Annotated in this window: 10 protein-coding genes; all 10 read left to right on the top strand. The window is 61.1% G+C overall.

Annotated elements, in window-relative coordinates; genetic code table 11:
* The first annotated feature begins 249 nt into the window (after positions 1-249).
* The 10 genes from H7C19_RS17590 (at position 250) to H7C19_RS17545 (ending at position 18,159) form a co-directional block, all read left to right on the top strand.
* Positions 250-651: a helix-turn-helix domain-containing protein gene (locus H7C19_RS17590; protein WP_221469310.1), complete on the top strand. Its 402-nt coding sequence runs from the start codon at positions 250-252 to the stop codon at positions 649-651.
* A gap of 200 nt (positions 652-851) precedes the next feature.
* Positions 852-2,558 (top strand): alpha-keto acid decarboxylase family protein, encoded by a 1,707-nt coding sequence (locus H7C19_RS17585; RefSeq protein WP_185143980.1) that lies wholly within the window; start codon positions 852-854, stop codon positions 2,556-2,558.
* Positions 2,559-2,819: 261 nt separating this feature from the next.
* A complete protein-coding gene (locus H7C19_RS17580; protein ID WP_185143970.1) occupies positions 2,820-3,290 on the top strand; it encodes a GNAT family N-acetyltransferase in 471 nt (156 codons plus the stop codon).
* 291 nt (positions 3,291-3,581) lie between these two features.
* The gene (locus tag H7C19_RS17575; RefSeq protein WP_185143969.1) at positions 3,582-7,577 is read left to right on the top strand and encodes a DUF5722 domain-containing protein; all 3,996 of its coding nucleotides are present in this window, start codon (positions 3,582-3,584) and stop codon (positions 7,575-7,577) included.
* Between the two features lie 181 nt (positions 7,578-7,758).
* The gene (locus H7C19_RS17570; protein ID WP_185143968.1) at positions 7,759-9,474 is read left to right on the top strand and encodes a hypothetical protein; all 1,716 of its coding nucleotides are present in this window, start codon (positions 7,759-7,761) and stop codon (positions 9,472-9,474) included.
* Positions 9,475-9,511: 37 nt separating this feature from the next.
* A complete protein-coding gene (locus H7C19_RS17565; protein ID WP_185143967.1) occupies positions 9,512-11,911 on the top strand; it encodes an alpha-L-rhamnosidase-related protein in 2,400 nt (799 codons plus the stop codon).
* A gap of 122 nt (positions 11,912-12,033) precedes the next feature.
* Entirely contained in the window at positions 12,034-13,161 is a 1,128-nt protein-coding gene (locus H7C19_RS17560) for a GntR family transcriptional regulator (RefSeq protein WP_185143966.1), read from the top strand.
* Between the two features lie 368 nt (positions 13,162-13,529).
* The gene (locus tag H7C19_RS17555; protein ID WP_185143979.1) at positions 13,530-15,176 is read left to right on the top strand and encodes an ABC transporter substrate-binding protein; all 1,647 of its coding nucleotides are present in this window, start codon (positions 13,530-13,532) and stop codon (positions 15,174-15,176) included.
* Positions 15,177-15,395: 219 nt separating this feature from the next.
* Complete coding sequence (locus tag H7C19_RS17550) at positions 15,396-17,312, top strand: outer membrane protein assembly factor BamB family protein (RefSeq protein ID WP_185143965.1); 1,917 nt, start codon at positions 15,396-15,398, stop codon at positions 17,310-17,312.
* A 13-nt stretch (positions 17,313-17,325) separates the two neighbouring features.
* Positions 17,326-18,159, top strand: a complete 834-nt coding sequence (locus H7C19_RS17545; protein WP_185143964.1) for a carbohydrate ABC transporter permease — start codon at positions 17,326-17,328, stop codon at positions 18,157-18,159.
* The last annotated feature ends 107 nt before the right edge of the window (positions 18,160-18,266 follow it).

Below are 18,266 nucleotides of genomic sequence, written 5' to 3'. Positions count from 1 at the left end.
TGGAGGTCTGGAGGTCTGGAGGTCCGGAGGTCCGGAGGTCTGGAGGTCTGCATGTCCGGAGATCCGAAGTCCTTGCCGCCCTCCGTCCTGTGGGCGACGAACTTCCGCGAGCTGACGGCGGACAAAATATAAAGGCGATGCGGAGCATTCGGGAGACGCTGGTCGAGCTTGCGGTTTGGCATCCGACGACGCGGACCTGCCGTTCGACCGGAGCGGTCTGCAAGAGGCCGTCTGGAACGCATGGGGACGATGGACGAACTCAAGACATGGTTCACCGCCTTGGTCGCGGAAGCGGTCGACCGGATCGCCGAATCCCGCAAGACCGGCACCAAAAAGGCGGTGATGGACATCGTCGGCTATCTGCAAACCCACTATGGGAAGGAGGTCTCGCTCTACGCCGCGACGGAGGCCGACTATCTCAATCCGGCCTATTTGTCGCGACTGTACAAGCAAGAGACCGGCCGGACGTTCAACGAATATTCGAGCGGCATCCGGATGGCGGCGGCGGCTCGGCTTCTGACCGGGCCGGAAGACTACAAGATCAGCAATATCGCGAATCTATCCGGATACGAGAACGTCACCTACTTCATGCGGAAGTTCAAAGAGCACGACAAGATGACCCCTTCGGAGTACCGCCGGACCCATGCCTGAACGAGCCCCTCGGAAGACCGGGGGGCTTTGCCGTTGCCGGAGATGCCTATCATGGCATCGGCCTTGCGATCTTTTACAGGGCTGGGGGTTCGGGCGTGGGGGCCGGAGCGAAGTCGGTTGAAGGGAATAGCAGGCGCCATACCGGGCAAATTAAAGGCAGTCATGTCCAGAGACGGGAGGTTGAATGGGTGTCAACGAATATGGTTGCGGCGGTTCCAGGTTCCCGGCCGACAACATCCCCTACGCTGGGACAGTACCTCTACGATAGCTTGAAGGCGGAGGGCATCTTCGAGATCTTCGGCATCCCGGGCGATTACAACTTCAGCCTGCTCGACACGTTGGAACGGTACGAAGGCATTCGGTTCGTCAACGGACGCAACGAGCTGGGGGCGGGATACGCGGCGGACGGCTATGCGCGCATCCGCGGCATGTCCGCTCTAATCACCACGTTCGGCGTGGGAGAGATGAGCGCTTGCAACACCATTGCCGGCGCGTACAGCGAACGCGTCCCGATCATTCATATCGTGGGCGCGCCCAAATCCGCCGACCAGCAGGCGCATAAATGGATGCACCATACGCTGTTGGACGGCAACTACGACGTATTCCGGAACGTATACGCGCACTTGTCCGCCTATACGGCCGTCTTGACCCCGGAGAACGCGGCGATTGAGATCCCGGCCGCCATCCGCGCGGCCAAGCAAACGCGCAAGCCGGTGTATCTGGTCGTCGCGATCGACTTGGTCACCCGGCCGATCGTGCTTGGCGCCGCCCCGGCGGCTGCGCCGGCGGCGACGAATCCAGCTGCGCTGCAGGCCGCGATCGATCATATCCAGCGCATGTTGAATACGGCGGATCGAGCCGTGCTGCTTGCGGATATGCTGACGCTCCGGTTCGGATGGCGCGAAGCCGTACGCGATTTGGCCGTGAGCCTGAATGTGCCTGCGGCATCGCTGCTGCTGGGCAAGGGGGCGTTCGACGAGCAGCATGCGAACTACATCGGCGTCTATGGCGGCGCCTTCGGCAGCGAACAGGTGCGGAAGATCGTCGAGGGAGCCGGCTGCATCCTCTCGGCTGGCTTGGTCTGGACGGATGTCAATTCCGCGAACGACACGGCCAAGCTCGATGCCGGACGGCTAATCGACATCCAGCCGAGGGCGGTCAGGGTCGGAGATACGACATATGATCAAGTACCGGCGATGGAGCTGTTCGCCGGGCTTCGAGGGGTGAGTCGGCAGCGCAGCGGCGCGATGCCGCAGGTCGCCTTCCCTTACGACCGGATGGTCGGAGAGCCGGAGCAGCCGATCCGCGCCGCATCTTATTACCCTCGGCTTCAGCGAATGCTGAAGGAAAAGGATATCGTGGTGGTCGAGACCGGAACGCTGGCCTACGGGATGTCGCAGGTACGACTTCCGGCCGGTGCCGATTATATCTGCCAGCAGGGCTGGCAGAGTATCGGGTATGCCACCCCGGCGGCATTAGGCGCCGCGATCGCGGCCCCGGACAGACGCGTACTCTTGTTCACGGGAGACGGCTCCTTGCAGTTGACCGTTCAAGAGATCAGCACGATGCTGTACTTCGGCTGCCGTCCCATCGTCTTCGTCTTGAACAACGGCGGGTACACGATCGAGAAATATTTGAACGTCAAGACCGCGAACCAGGCCTACAATCAAATTCCCGACTGGCGGTATACGAAGCTGGCGGAGGCCTTCGGCGGCCAAGCCTTCACGGCGCAGGCGCGAACGAATCGGGAGCTGGACGACGCGATCGCGGCCTGCGAGAGGGAGCGGCCGAACCGGCTGTGCATCGTCGAACTGATCGTCTCCGATCCGTTGGATGCGCCGGACTATCTGCATCGGCTGCGCCATCATTTGGTGGAGCAGGAGCGGATGAGGAACGCCCCCGGGTAATCCGGTCCGAGGGTCTCGGCCGGCTGCTCGGCGCACAACTTGGCCAAGCCCTCGCAGCCGGCGGGGCACCGGTCGTTTCGCCGTTTCACCACGCGGTCCCGCGTAGTGGGCCATTGCGGCCCGCGGCTTTCTTGGCATGCGTCCTGCGTTGTGATACGCTTTATCTTGAATAGGAGGCCGCGGATGTTCCGCGGATCGCTTGGGGCGGGTTTGCGCAGGGACGCGGAATCCGCCTTTTTTATGGGCAGGAGGGAGATAAGGATGAACATTCGTTCCGCGAAAGGGTCGGACTACGCTTTGATTTCACCGCTGATTAATGATTGGTGGGGCGGACGGCCGATGTCCGACATGCTGCCGAAACTGTTTTTCGATCACTTCAACGCGACAAGTTTCATTGCGGAAAAGGAGGGACGAATTGTAGGATTTCTGATCGGCTTTTTATCCCAGACTTATTCCGATGAAGCGTATATTCACTTTGCGGGCGTCCATCCGGCTTACAGAAAGCATCATATCGGAAAACGACTCTACGAAGTCTTTTTCGAAACCGTGAAGCGGCTTGGCCGAAATGAGGTCCGATGCGTAACGTCTCCTTCAAACCAAGTTTCGATCGCCTATCATACGAAGATGGGGTTCGAGGCGGAGAAGGGGGATAAGGAAGTCGACGGCGTTCCCGTCTTTGCGGATTATGACGGAGCCCGTCAGGATCGGGTTCTGTTTGTGAAAAAGATATAGCTCTTGCTGCGATCGCAGGCGAAGAACTATTTTTCCGAAGCCCGTATCCCAAACCATAAGCATACGCAAATGTCCCCGCGAGGGGGCATTTTGTTTGTGTGACAAGGTTCTGCCTTCGTCTCCGCTGCTCCTTGAACCGGGGGAAAGGAGGTTTTTTGAGCATGTTCCGACGAATATATAGGTCTTTAAAACTAATTACGTATACATTAATCAAAGTATATTGTTCAAAGAATACTTTGTTGTTATATTATTGGTGATTTTAACCATTTCGAATGCTGGAGGAGGGTTATGATGCGTTTGTCCAAAGGGTCGGCCGCACTGTCCATGATGCTGGTGCTCCAGCTCCTGCTGGCCGCCGTCGTATCGGCCGGGCCGTACGATCCCGGCTTGCACGCAACCGCGAACGTCGCGAAGGGAGAGGAGATGTATCCCGCACGGATCATCAACGACTTCAATACGGCCGCCGACGTCGCCACCTGGAAGGCGGGGACCAACACGAAGCAGATCAACTTCGCGACCAGCATTCTGAACGGCCCCAATTCGCCGTACGAAGGCGCCGGCGCGCTGGAGCAAGTGCCCGAGAAGGTCAAGGTGTACGATTGGCGTACCATCTATCGATCGTTCGAGGAGCCGCTCGACTTGTCCGGTTACCGCTACCTGGCTCTGGCGGCGAACAGCTGGGGATGGCAGGCTTCGGCCGACTACGTGTTGAAGGTGAATCTGTACAGCGGCGACGACCGGCTCGAGAGCGTGGCCACCATCCGGCCGGACCGCTGGGACCGCATCTTCATCAAGCTTGGCGATTGGCCGGGGAAGGGGACGGTCGCCAAGATGGAGATCTCGTTCATGCAGAACTTCGATCTGGCGGGCATCGAGCCCGGAGCCCCCGGCTACGATTACTGGGACGGCCGCTTCCAGATCGACTGTATCGCGGCTACGAATGTACTGGATCTCAGCTTTACGGGAGAGGGAGACACGGAGGGCTTCACCTCGCCGAGCGGGGACGTGTCGGCGACCGGCGGCGCGTTGGTCTACCGCATGAACGGCGAAGCGGGCGTGCTTGAGTCGCCGGCGCTGCGGCTCGACGCCGGCCAGCGCAACGGCATGGCGGTCGCGATGACGAACGGCACGGGCGCCGGCGAGTTGACGGTGCAGTGGAAGATGGATGGCGGCGACTGGAGCGTAGAGCGGTCCAAGACCTTCGCCATCCCGACCGAAGGCGCCTTCACCCGGGAGTTCAACTTCTCCGACAACCCGGCGTGGAGCGGCCGGTTGACGGCGTTCCGGTTCCTCCTGCCCGCGTCTACGGGCACGCTCGCGATCGACCAGATCCGGTTCAAGAGCCTGCCGGTGCTGGAGGCCCCCTATCCCGCTCAAGCCAAAGCGCGGATAGAAGGCGCCGATCGGATCGCCGTCGCGGGCTCCGTCGATCCGTCTTACGTGGGGGCTCATCCGGGCGAACAATTGTACCTATTCGAACTGGCCACCTATGAAGATCCGAAGGCGTTCCTCGCGGCCAAGACGCCGATCGCGGAGGTGGAGCTCGCGAGCGCGTTCGCGTTCGAGACGGGGCTGAGCGAAGGCGAGCGCAGCCGGCTCTACTCCAAGTTCGCCGTCGCCTCCAAAGCCGCGGACGGCGCGTATACCCTCCTGGCCGCGCCCCAATATGTCGCCAATCCCGAGGAGACGGCGGCGAACTGGGAGCCTTACCCGTCGGCCCGGAGCATCAAGGGGCTGCAGGTGCAGATGACGGGGGACGCGCAGGAGCTCGGCATCAGCCATGCGGCGCTGAACGTGGCTTACAACGAGCTCACGTACAAAGCCGGCAATCATCCGGAGAATACGATCGCTTACGAAGTGGAAGGCAAGCCGTACTACTTCCGCAAAGACCGGATCGAGCAGCTGGACCGGCAGATCAAGAGCCTGTCCGACAACGGGATCCTCGTCTCGCTGATCCTGATCATGTACGATTCCAAGGATCCGGAGTCCGCGAACGAATACTTGCTTCATCCGGACGCGCAGCCGGGCGGCACGGTCTACGCGCTGAATACGGCGAACGAGAAAGGCGTCGCCTACGTGAAGGCCGTGACCAAGTTCCTCGCGGAGCGCTATTCCGAGCAGAACCAGGCGCACGGCAGAGCCGTTAACTATATCGTTGGCAACGAGATCGGGCAGAACAAGGTCTGGAACAATATGGGTCCCAAGAAGATCGGCGACTACGTGCGGGAATACGCGCAGACGCTGCGCCTGATCGACACGATCGTGAAGTCGGCATATGCCAATGCCAGGACCTATGTCTCGCTCGATCATTTCTGGAACGAGAATCTGGGCGACGACTCGCTGTGGAAGTACGACAACAAAGCGATCGTCGACCGGCTGACCCAGCTTACGCGCGCGGAGGGCGACTTCGGCTGGAATATCGCGTTCCACCCGTATCCGGAGAACCTGTTCGAGCCTCGCTTCTGGAACGACAAGACGGCGACGGCGTCCTTCGACACGGAGCGGATCACGTTCAAGAACCTGGACGTGCTCGTGGACTATATGAAGCAGCCCGACTATCTGTACGACGGGGCGATGCGCCGCATTATCCTGTCCGAGCAGGGCTTCCACAGCCTGTCGAACTCCGAGGCGGATCAACAGGTGCAAGCCGCCGCCTACGCTTACGCGTACTACAAGGTCAAATTCCTGGACGGCATCGACGCCTTCATCCTGCATCGCCATGTCGACCACGGTCAGGAAGGCGGCCTCAATCTCGGCCTATGGACGCACGCGCCGGGCACGGTAGTCACGCCTTATCGGCACAAAGTCAGCTACGACGTGTTCCAGGCGATCGATACGGACCGTTCGCTGGAGGCGACTGCTTTCGCCAAGGCGATCATCGGCATCCGGGATTGGTCGGACGCCATCCCGAACTTCGATCCGTCGAAGCTCGCCGATCGCTCTTGGCCGCAGTTGAACGGACTCGACTTCATCGAACGGATCCATGCCGGGGGCAAAGACGACAAGTTCGGCGAGATCGCCGGGTTCGAGTCAGGCACCGACGGCTACCAGGCTTCGGACGAAGTGAGCGAGATCCGCGTCGATACGGGTGACGCCTACGCGGGCGCCGGCTATCTGACGGCGAAGGTGAACAGCGCCTACGCGATGAACTGGGCGGGCGTACAGCGGACGTTCGCTTCGCCGGTTGACGCGGCGAAGACGCCGTACTTCACGGCGGCGATCCGGCTGCCGGGCGCGGACGCGAACAATGTCTATGATGCCAAGTTCATCGCCTACAGCGGCGCCGACAGCGTCGAGGGGACGGCGAAGCTAAACCCGGCGGCGGGATGGGCGCCGCTGGCGCTGCCGCTTCGGGGATGGAAGGGCGCAGGCGCCGTCGATCGCGTCAAGATCTGGGTCCGATCCGAGGGCGGCGCGCCATGGAAGGGCGAGATCCAGATCGACGAGGCCGGGTTTGCCAAGACGGTGAAAGCCGATGCGAAGCATCCGAACGTGGAGGTAGAGGCCAAGCTGGCTTCGCCGAAGCTGGAAGCCGGGGCGCAGATCGCGGTCGCCGTCACCAACCGCAGTCCGGATCCGCTCAAGAAGATGCAAGTCGAAGCAAGCAAGGGGCTGAAGCTGGAGCCGAAGTCTCTGACGCTCGAAGGACTGGGCACCGATCAGCGCAAGACGTTCACCCTCCAGGTTTCCGAGTACGACCCGAAGGAAGGCGAAGCGCCCTCCGTCACGTTGAAGGTTCAGGACGCCGAATTCACCTTCGTCCTGCAGGATAGCCCGCCGGGAGGCGGACCTGCCGACGGCCTTCTCTATACCTTCGAAGATGGCGTGCAGGGATGGACGGCGGGCGAGAACGTCGCGAGCGTCACCACGGTGACCTCCTTCCCGAACGGTCCGGGCACGCCGAGCGAAGGCCAATCCGCCCTATCGGCCCGTTCGGCGTCCGTGGCCGCTTCGGCGTGGCGGACCGTGCAGGCGGCGCCTGGCCGGCCGCTCGATCTCAGCGGAGCCTCCGTGTTCGCATACGATATCGACGCTTACGGCGGCGTGCCGAATGCATCCTACGAGACGCGGGTCACGCTGCGCAGCGGCGACGGAGACGTCTATACTTTTAACGCGTCCGTCGCGCCGGACCAATGGAACCGGATCGAGGCGCCTATCGCGGGCTGGGCGGGCCGAACTTCGGTGCAGCAGATCGAGATCGCGTTCCGCGCGGCAGGCAGCGACATGGCTTGGAATCCGGAATTCCAGCTGGACCGGATCGGGGCGTACGCCTCTGCCGCGGATTAATCCTTCCTTGCCGAAGGACCGCCATCGATGATCTGTACGTCGTACCTTACTGCGCTCCGCATGGAGCGCAGTTTTTTTGAAAAAGGCAATGTATATTCTGTTGATATAAACCATTATTAAGTATATTATGTGTTTAGTAAGAATACTTTATTTGGCGGTGGGAGAAGGCGGTGGACTTGTCATGACGGACGGCATGGGATATCGCGTCGACCGGTGGGGCGGCATCGACGGTCTCGGGAGGCGATTGCCGACCCGGATCGAAGTCGGGCCTTCGCGTCCGAATCGCTTCGTCGGCCTCTTTTACTTCTTGTGGCTCGGCCAGCACGGGACGATGGGACCTTACGACAATTCGGACATCGTCGCCGGATGGCCGGAAGCGATGCGCGATCGTGCGCATGCCGCCTGGGGACCCGAAGGGGCCTTTCATTTCTGGGGGGAGCCGCTCTATGGCTACTATCTGAACGACGACGCCTGGGTGCTGCGCAAGCATGTGCAGCTGATCGCCTCGGCCGGGGTCGACTTTCTGGTCTTCGATACGACCAACGCGACCACCTATAAGCGGGTATACGACGAACTGTTCCGTATCATGGCGGAGCTTGCCGAGCAGGGGTTCAAGATTCCGCAATTCGCCTTCTACACGAATACGGATTCCGGCGAGACGATTGCCGCGCTCTATCGCGACATCTACCAGCCGGCACGCTATCCGTCGCTGTGGTTCCGCTGGGAAGGCAAGCCGCTCATCATCGGCGATCCGGAAGCGTGCGACGCCGAGCATCACGAATTCTTCACCTTCCGGCTGAATCAGTGGCCGAACGAACCGGCGAAGACGAACGGGTTCCCCTGGATCGAGTTCGAGCGTCCGCAGCGGGTATTCTTCAACGATCGGGGCGAGAAGGAGATCGTGAGCGTATCCGTCGCCCAACATCCCAGCGTCGCGATGAGCGATACACCCTTCTACGGATACGGGGACAACTGGGGGAGGGGCTATCACGAGGGCGCGGACAGCGGCGCCGCGGCGTCGGCGGAGGCGATCCATCGCGGCGCGAACGTCGCGGAGCAGTGGGCATTCGCGCTGGCCGAAGACCCGCGGATCGTCTTCGTCACCGGCTGGAACGAATGGGTCGCGATGCGGCTGTCCGGTCCGGACGAGCGGCCTGTACTGTTCGTCGATCAAGCGACGCTTAACTTCAGTCGCGATATCGAGCCGATGAAGGGCGGGTACAACGACAACTACTACATGCATTTGATCGGTTATATCCGGCGCTTCAAAGGCATGCCCGACGACACGTTCGGCGGCTCGCGGCTCGCGGCGCCGATCCCGATGGCGCCGGATTTCCGCGCTTGGGACGACGTCGCGTCGGAATACCGGGATTTCGCGGGGGATACCGCGCCCCGGAACCATCCGGGCTACGGCGAGCTCCGCTATCGCGACGACACCGGACGCAACGATCTCGCCCTGTTCAAGGCCGCGCATACGGAGGACGAAGTCTGCTTCTACGCGAGGACCCGAGCGGCATTGACGCCGCGCACGGACCGGCATTGGATGATGCTGCTGCTTCGGGTGCCCGGAAGGGCCGACGAGGGATGGGAAGGGTATCACTATATCGTCAATCGGCAGGTGACGGGAGACTCCGCGACGCTGCTGGAACGCAGCGCGGGCGGCTGGAACTGGGAGCCGCTGGGCGAAGTCCGCTATGCGGCGAGCGGCAACGAGCTGCATCTCGCGCTGCCGCGGACGCTTCTCGGCCTGGTTCGGTCGGAGCAGCCGCAGCGGCTCGAATTCAAGTGGGTCGACCATATGCAGAACGAAGGAGATGCAATGGACTTCTATCGATATGGCGACGTTGCGCCGGAAGGGCGACTGAACTACGTCTACACCATCCAGGGAGAGGCTTGAGCCGACCACTTTCTAGCATAATTTGGGGGATCGCAAAATGGGCACAGTCAATTGGACAGCGAAATGGATATGGGCTTCCGGAGCCGCGGACGCCAACAACGTCTATGCGGAAGCGCGGCAAACGTTCGAGGCGGCGGACGGGGAACGAGCGGGAGCGAAGCTCCGCATCTCGGCCAACCAAGCCTATAAAGTCTATCTGAACGGCGCGGAGATCGGGAGGGGGCCGGCGCCGGCGGACCTGTCCTGGATGACGTACGACACGTACGAGGTGTCGGACCGCCTGCGAAGCGGAACGAACGTGCTGGCCGTCCTGGCCCATAACTTCGGGAAGGAAGACATCGTTACGCGGCAGCTCCAAGGTCCCGGCGGTCTCATCTGTCAATTGGATCTCTACGGCACGGACGCCGGAGATGCTGCGCCGATCCGGACCATCGCCAGCGGAGCCGATTGGAGATGCAGGCGTTCGCCCCGGTGGAAGTCCTCGAGCCGGCTTCATCTGTGGGGCGGCTTCAAAGAGATCGTAGACGTCGCCCGGGAAGACGGTTGGGAGCAAGCGGATTACGACGACAGCGCCTGGCCTTTCGCGGAAGTCGTCGCAGAGGCCGAACAACCGGACTCTCCGTGGCCTCGTCTGCTGGCGCGCGAGATTCCCTTCCTGCGGCAGACGCTGAAGCGGCCGGTGGCGGTCGTCTCCGCCGAGCCTTATCTGGGCGCGCTATCGTCGCCCGATGCCGCTCTGCCGGGAGGCGGCGTCGAAGCGTCGGTCGCGATGGACGCCTCCGTTCCCGGGTCCCTTCCTCAGATTACCTATGACTTCGGAGCCGAGATCGTGGGGTACCCCGAACTGGAGGTATACGCGGAGGAAGGCGGCGTTCTTCAGTTGTATTACGGAGAATCGCTGGAGATGGCGCTCATGGATACCTTCCTTCTGCGCAAGGGAAGCAATACGCTCGCTCCTTTCGGCCGGCGCGCGTTTCGATACATGAAGGTGGCGGCCCTGGCGACGCCTTTGCCTCTCCGCATCTCGCGCCTGCAGGTTCGGTTCGTTCATTACCCGTTCACGGGGGAAGCGTCGTTCCAATGCAGCGACGAGCGGCTGAACCGGATCTGGGAGACGGGACGCTATACGACGATCGTCAACAGCCAGCATCATTTCGAGGACTGTCCGTACCGCGAAGCGGCGCTATGGGTAGCCGACGCGGTGGTCATGGCGAAGGTCGTCTACCAGACCTTCAACGACCCGGCGCTCGTACGCAAGTCGCTGCTGCAAGGGGCGAGAATCCAGAACGCGGACGGCTCGATTCCCGGCACCGGCCCGCAGCGCAATCCGTTCCTGCTGCCGGACTTTTGCGCGCACTGGCTCTTCGGCGTCCGGGCTTATTACGCCTATACCCGGGATCGGGCCTTCATCGAAGAGATCTGGCCTTACGCGATCAAGCTGGCGGACTGGTTCGCGGACCAGGAGGATGAGCAGGGGCTATTCGCCGGGGCGGATCGGGATGGCTGGTGGTGCTTCATTGACTGGTCGGACGATATCGATCGGAGAGACCGCGCGACGGCCGTCTCCTGCTTCTACTACAAGTTCTTGCATACGGCTGCTTTCATGGCGGAGGAGCTGGGAGACGCCGATCGCGCCGAAGGCTTTCGCCGTCGCGCGGACGCGCTGCGGCAGACGATCCGTGCGCGGTTCCGCGTGCCCGGCACCGGCCTCTACGCGGACTGCTTGACCGAAGCGGGGCTGTCGTCCAGCGTCACCGCGCAGACGAACTTCGCCGCGGCCTGGTCGGGGATCATGGAGGCGGAGGAAGCGGCCGACTTCGTGCGGCGGCACTATCTGACGGGCAAGCTGCCGCCGATTCGCGGCGCCTTCTTCTATCATATCGTGCTAGAGACGTTGTTCAACTGCGGCTATGCGGAGGAAGCGGTTCGTCTGATCCGCGACTATTGGGGCGCGATGCTGGATCGCGGGGCGACGACCTGGTGGGAGACGTTCGATCCCTCTCTGCCGTTCCCGACGACGCCGAGTCCCTATATGGGGCATACGCCGACGTTTCTGCAGGATTCCATCCCGGTCAGCCTCTCGCATGGCTGGGGAGCTTCGCCCACGTATTTGCTAAGCAGCGAGGTGCTGGGCGTGAACATGGCGGAAGCCGGCATCGGCGCGGTCGCGCTGGCGCCGACGGCGGTCGAAGGCATCGCGTGGGCGTCGGGCGTCATTCCGACCCCGCAGGGAGATATCCGCGCCGAATGGAAGAGGGAGGAAGGGGGGACCGTTCGCTTCCGGGCGACGATTCCGGAAGGGCTCTCGTGGACGCATCGCGGATTGGCATCCGTCGAGACGTCGTCCCGGGAGGGCGGAGTTGTCGTTGCCGGGACATTGGCGGCTGCTGCGGGCAGCCCGGCAAGTCGGACGAACGAGGAGCCTTCGGCGATCTGAACGGACATCGTCCCAAAGCGCTAGGCGGCAGGGGGCCATCATCGGCACCCGGCCGCCTCTTTGGGTTGCGTAAAAAACGATCATAAAGTATACTTAACCCAACCCGGGAGGAGTGGATGGGGATGGACGGAGAGAAAATGGACAAGACGCCCATGTACCAATATGTAATCAACGATATTAAGCGGAAGATCGAAGCGGGCGAGCTGAAGCCGCACGATCCCCTTCCGTCCCAGATCGATCTGGCCAAAGCCTACGGCACGAGCGAGATCACGTCGCGCCGCGCGCTCTCGGATCTCGTGCAGGAGGGTTATGTCTATCGCATCCGCGGCAAAGGGAGCTTCATTCAAGAGAATCCGGCGTTCGCCGAGGCGAAGCCGATCCGCTCGATCTACTTGGCCCATCTGAATCATACGATAGAGGGCTTTAATCATCCGTTCTTCAGCAATATGTTCGACGGCATCAATACGGTGTGCGAAGAGAACGGGATCGACTTTCACTTGTGGGATATCGGCCCCGACAACGTGCTGCCGAACGATCCGCATGCGGGGATTATTCTCCTCACGTCGACGGCGAACGACTCTTTCGATCCCTCGCGGTTGACCGTGTGGCAGCAAGAGAACCGGCGAATGGTGACCGTGCATTTCTATTATCCGCATCTGGGCATTCCGTACGTCATCGTCGATAATCTGACCGGCGGCTACCTGGCTACGCAGCATCTGCTCTCGCTGGGACATCGCCGGATCGGCATCATCATCACCGGCAATTCGATCCTCGAGGTGAACCAGGAGTTCTCTCTGCGGCTGCAGGGTTATCGCCTCGCGCTGTCGCAGCACCAGATCCCCTTCGATCCCGATCTGATCGCGTGCGTGAGCGGGTTCGACGAGCGGGCGGAGATGGGCGAAGAGGGGTTCAGGCGGCTGATGGCGCTGGACGAGCCGCCGACGGCGATCTTCGCCACCAGCGACTACAAGGCGTTCGGCGCGATCGACGAGGCGCGCAAGCGGGGAATGAAGGTGCCTGAAGAGATCAGCATCATGGGGTATGACGATGTCAAAGTCAGCGCGTATAGTTATCCGACGCTGTCCACCGTCAACCAGAATACGCATAAGCTGGGCGAGCGCGCGGCCGAGATTCTGCTGTTCGAGATGAAGGAGGGCGGCGGCCAGCTGCTCAAGGACGAGATCGTGCCGACGCTGATCCAACGGGGCAGCACGGGCCCGGCGCCTCGCCGGCAGGCTGATCCGTCTTAAGTAATAGAGAAGCCCCTTTGCGGGAGGGAAGGCTGTCGCGAGCATCGCGGCAGCTTTTCTGTTCCCCGGAGGAAAAAGCTATTGCGCAGGACGCTTTTTAAATGTATACTTTTACATATAAAGTATACGATGATATCTCAGGTATGCTTTATGCGCGACTTTAGGTCGTCTTTTTTTTAACCATTTAGAATGGATAAGTTTTACGCTTATCCCTTTCTAAAGGGTCTCCGATAAAAACGTCTTGCCCTCTTCCGAGGACGGCGAAGCCGTTTTTACTTGGAAAATAAGTAAGCGCTTTTATCCCAAATTCACGAATCGAAGGGGAGATCTGCATGTTAAACAGGAAAGGATCGGCCGTGCTTCTTAGTATGCTGATGGCTTCATCCGTGCTGGCGGCTTGCAGCAAGAGCAACGATACGTCGGAACCCAGTCCCTCGAGTTCCGGGTCGGGTGCGCCGACCTCGGAGCCGAGCGCGTCTGCGTCCGCGTCCGCGAGTCCTTCCGAGAGCGCGCAGGCCTTGAAGGGCACGATCAACATCTCGCTGCCGAACGCCTCGTCCTCGGTCTGGAACGCGGTGGCCCAAGGCTATATGGCCAAGAACCCCGGGGTCAAGGTCACGGTCGACAACAAACCGCTGGAAGGCTACAAAGAATGGCTGACCGCGCAGTTCGCGGCGGGAACGCCGGACGTCGACATGGTGGTCAACAACGAAGTCGCCGGATTGATGAACGACCGCAAGTTTATGGACTATTACCCTTACTTCGACAAGCAGAATCCATATACGAACAAGCCTTGGAAGGATTCGTTCGATTTATCGGCAATGGGGATCAACCTGGACGGCGTCGGACCGGAAGATTACCTGTACAACCTGAACTTCGAATCCGTGCAGATCGTGTGGGTCTACAACAAAGAGATCTTCCAGAAGGTCGGCATCGCCCAGACGCCGAAGACGTTCGACGAGATGATGAACGACTTTAAGAAGATCAAGGAAGCCGGTTACACGCCGCTGGCGCTCGCCGGAAACTCCAACTCGATGTGGAGCGGGCAGGCGGGATGGCTCGTGCGGATCTATGCCGACCAATATTTGCGCGACTATATCAACATCGCGCGTTCGCAGGAGCAGGACTACACGTATCTGCCCGAGGTCGACGGAACCTGGAAGTACGACCTGAACGATCCGTTCAACGATGCGAACAGCAAAGTGACGAAGAACGAGCTGCGCCAATTGAAGGCGATTAAAGATAAGGCCGGCCCTTATAAGATCGAGGGCAATCCCAAATGGGCGGCGTATGCGGACAATCTGAAACGGCTGTTCCAATATGTCCCGAGCGGCTTCTTCGGCGTGAAGGACGATCAAGCCTACAACTTGTTCCTGACGGGCAAAGCGGCGACGATGATGAGCACCCCGGCTTCCTACTGGCAACTGCCGAAAGACTTCGCCGACGAGAGCAAGACGGGCGCGAAGGGCGGCGTGAAGCCGTTCGAATACGGCTTCTACAATATGCCTTCGATGGAAGGACCGGAAGTCATGGCGCCGGCCCGTACGATCCAGATCCCGATCGGCTTCTACGGCTTCGTGAACAAGAACGCCGAACAGAACGCGCTGAACGCGGACTTCATGATGTACCTGACGAGTCCGGAAGGCTACGCCGTCTACGTGAAGGCGATTCAAGCAAGCTCCGACGCCTCGCTGTCCGGCGCCCCGGCGCTCAAGGACATCACGCTGCCGCCGGAGATGACCAAGGCGTTCGCGGACTTCTCGCCGATCGGCAACACCGAGGGCTATCAGAGCCCGGGGAACAGCTTGGCGCGCGGCCTCATGGATTATCAGCCGTCCGTGCAGGATTGGGTCGGCAGCGTCCAACGCTTCTTCGACGGCAAGCTGACGACGGAGCAATATCTGAAGGAACTTCAGGCGAACGTCGACAAGTACTTCGTGCCGATGCTCAAGCAAGGCAAGAAGGAGCTGTCCGATCTGGATACGCCGGAACGCCGGCCGCCGGAGCGCAAGTAAGGCGGAACGCATCCGCCCTTCCTCGGGGAGGGGCGAAAACGCCGGGATCGGAACGATTCGGCGGCGGATAGACAAGGCCGAACCGAATCGTTCGGGCAGAACTGCCTTCGCGCACGCCGGCAACGGCTTGCGACGCTCCTTAAGCCTTGCCGCCGATCGGCGGCAAGGCTTAAACGCAGGGCGAAGAGGGCCAGGCAGGATCAGGTAAGGAGGAACCTCATGAGAAGAACCGCATGGATCCTATTCGCGTTCGCGCTTCTGCTGGGCATGTCCCCGCAGATCGCGTCCGCGCAAGCGCAATGGTCTCTCGAAGGAGCGGGAGACATCACCTCGATCTCCGTGGCGGAGGACGGAAGCCGCGTCGCGATCGGCAGCCATGGCGCGAAGACGTACGTCTACGGCAGCGACGGCCGGCCGATCTTTCAGGCGGCGGCGAACAACGTCGTCAACGCCGTCGACCTGCTCGCGGACGGCACGCTGCTCGCGGCTTCGGACGACCGGCATCTCTATGCGTACGATGCGAGCGGATCCAAGCTGTGGGACGCCGACCTGAAGCGGCAGGTCAAGAGCATGTCCGCATCCCGGGACGGCGGCGTCATCGCCCTCGTCGTGCAGCGGAACAACGATCTGCTGTTCGTGGACGGCAAGAACGGCGAGCAGACGAACGCCGTGCCGATCGGCACCTCGATGAGATTCACGAAGGTCGCGGGGAACGGCGAATGGATCATCGTCGCCTCGGGCGACCAGTTCGTCCATCTGCTGGACAAGACGGGCAAGACGCTCCTCCGGTTCGGCGCCGGCGGACAGATCCAAGCGATCGACATCTCCGACGCGGGGATGACGGCCGTCGGGACGAAGCTGGGCGAAGTGGAACTGTTCGACGCGAAAGGCAAGGCGCTGCGCAAGCTCAAGACGCGGGACATGGTCTCGGCGGTCGCCTTCTCCAAGGACGGGGAGACGGTCGCGGTCTCGGACTTGTCCGGCTACTTTTATATCTTCAGTCCCAATGGCAAGAAGCTCTGGGAGACCAAGGCCGGCGATACGGGCCGCGCCGTCGCGTTCGACGCCGGGGGCAAGACGCTCTACGCCGGGACGGACGACGGGCGGGTCCTGCAATTCGACACCGGCAGCGTCGTCGCCAAGGCGAAGAGCGACGCCCGGATCCGCATGCTCGTCTGGGCGATCGCATCGGTTGCGGCGCTCGCGCTGATCTACGTGCTCTTGCGGATGATGAAGAAGAACGACAAACTGGGCGTGTTCAGAGAGATTTGGCGGTCGAAGTGGGTGTATCTGGGGCTCGCCCCGAGTTTTCTGCTCATCTTCTTGTTCTTGTACTTCCCCGCGTTCTCCGGCCTGTTCCATTCGCTCTACAAATGGCAGCCGGGCGGCCGGACGACCTTCATCGGCCTCGACAACTTCAGACGCATGATTCATGATCCCTACGTCACGAAGGGGCTCGGCAATCTCGTCATCCTTATCGTGACCGGACTAGCGAAGTCGCTGATCCCTCCGCTCATCGTCGCGGAACTGATCTACCATCTGCGCAGCAAGCGCATGCAGTACGGCTTCCGTACCGCGTTCACGGCGTCGATGGTCATTCCGGGCGTGGCGGGTTTGCTTATATGGCAAAACTTCTACGATCCGAACTTGGGACTGTTCAACAACTTCCTGGAGCTGATCGGACTCGGCTCGTGGACGCACGGCTGGCTGGGCGACCCGAAGACCGCGCTGTGGGCGATCATCTTCATGGGCTTCCCCTTTGTCGGCATCCTGCAGCTGCTCGTCTTCTATGCGGGACTGCTGTCCATCTCGGGCGAGCTGATCGAATCCGCCAAGATCGACGGCGCCAGCCTCCCGCGGATCATCCGCTCGATCCATCTGCCGCTGCTCGCCGGACAGTTCAAATTCCTCATCATTCTGGGCCTCATCGGCATCATCCAAGACTTCAACGCGATCATGATCGTAACCGGCGGGGGGCCGATGGACTCCACCTACGTACCGGCGCTGCAGATGTACTACGCCGCGACCAAGTTCAGCGATCTCGGATACGCGTCCGCGCTGGGCGTCAGCATGTTCGCCATCATCCTGGTCATCACGATCGTCAATATGAAATTCATCAAATCGGCGGAAGATTAAGGGGGACGCGTCCATGTGGATTCGTAATTTGCTTCATCTCCGCCAGCTCGCGATCGTCCTGCTGCTGGCGCTGCTCGTCTTTCTGACGCTCGTGCCGATCCTGTTCATGCTCTTCAGCTCCCTGAAGAGCAACGCGCAGATTCTCGGCAACTTCTGGGGCTTGCCCGCGCCGGCGAAGTGGGCGAACTATCAAGAGGCGTTCGCGAGCATCTGGCGCTACATCGTCAATACGGTGATCTACGCGGTAGCCGGCAGCGTCTGCGTCATGCTGCTGTCGGCGGTGTCGGGCTATATCTTCGCCAAGAAGACGTTTCCCGGCAAGGAGCTGCTCTTCATGCTCATGCTCGTCATGATGATGGTCCCGGGCATTCTGACGCTCATCCCTTCCTACGTGCTCTACGAGAACCTCGGATTGACGAATACGCCTTGGGTCATCATCGTATCCAGCGCGGCCGGGGGCCAGATCTTCGGCACCTTCCTCTGCCGCACGTTCATGTCGGGCCTCCCGAGCGAGCTGTTCGAGGCGGCGCGGATGGACGGGGCGACGGAGACGCGCGTCTTTTTCCAAGTCGTCGTCCCGCTGTCGCTGCCGATCATGGCGACCTTGTTCATCATGCAGTCCGTCGGGGTGTACAACGACTATGTGTGGCCGCTGCTGACGATTCAGGACAGCCGCCTGCAGGTCATCGCGGTCGGCCTGACCATCTTCACCAAGCAATTCGGCATTACCGACATGGGGACGCAATTCGCGGCCTATGCGATCTCTTCGGTGCCGCTGCTGCTCATCTTCTCCTTCGGCATGAAATATTACATTCAAGGCATGACGCAGGGGGCTTTGAAGCTGTAGCGGACGGTTGTCGCGGCCCGCTCGGTCTAGCGGCCGGAAGCCGACTGCGCGTCTACGAATCGCCTACCCCAAAGAAGAGCCTCGCGAGACGGCGAGGCTCTTCGTTT

Source organism: Cohnella nanjingensis (genome assembly GCF_014212125.1).
Taxonomy (GTDB): domain Bacteria; phylum Bacillota; class Bacilli; order Paenibacillales; family Paenibacillaceae; genus Cohnella; species Cohnella nanjingensis.
Note: the sequence above shows the minus strand (reverse complement) of the source record. Positions and strands in the feature narration are given on the sequence as shown.

What these genes read in the sequence shown, in the direction of transcription:
- H7C19_RS17555 (WP_185143979.1), top strand. Translation starts at nt 13,530, where the DNA reads ATGCTGATGGCTTCATCCGTGCTGGCGGCTTGCAGCAAGAGCAACGAT.
- H7C19_RS17570 (WP_185143968.1), top strand. Translation starts at nt 7,759, where the DNA reads ATGACGGACGGCATGGGATATCGCGTCGACCGGTGGGGCGGCATCGAC.
- H7C19_RS17565 (WP_185143967.1), top strand. Translation starts at nt 9,512, where the DNA reads ATGGGCACAGTCAATTGGACAGCGAAATGGATATGGGCTTCCGGAGCC.
- H7C19_RS17585 (WP_185143980.1), top strand. Translation starts at nt 852, where the DNA reads ATGGTTGCGGCGGTTCCAGGTTCCCGGCCGACAACATCCCCTACGCTG.
- H7C19_RS17550 (WP_185143965.1), top strand. Translation starts at nt 15,396, where the DNA reads ATGAGAAGAACCGCATGGATCCTATTCGCGTTCGCGCTTCTGCTGGGC.
- H7C19_RS17590 (WP_221469310.1), top strand. Translation starts at nt 250, where the DNA reads ATGGACGAACTCAAGACATGGTTCACCGCCTTGGTCGCGGAAGCGGTC.
- H7C19_RS17580 (WP_185143970.1), top strand. Translation starts at nt 2,820, where the DNA reads ATGAACATTCGTTCCGCGAAAGGGTCGGACTACGCTTTGATTTCACCG.
- H7C19_RS17545 (WP_185143964.1), top strand. Translation starts at nt 17,326, where the DNA reads ATGTGGATTCGTAATTTGCTTCATCTCCGCCAGCTCGCGATCGTCCTG.
- H7C19_RS17560 (WP_185143966.1), top strand. Translation starts at nt 12,034, where the DNA reads ATGGACGGAGAGAAAATGGACAAGACGCCCATGTACCAATATGTAATC.
- H7C19_RS17575 (WP_185143969.1), top strand. Translation starts at nt 3,582, where the DNA reads ATGCGTTTGTCCAAAGGGTCGGCCGCACTGTCCATGATGCTGGTGCTC.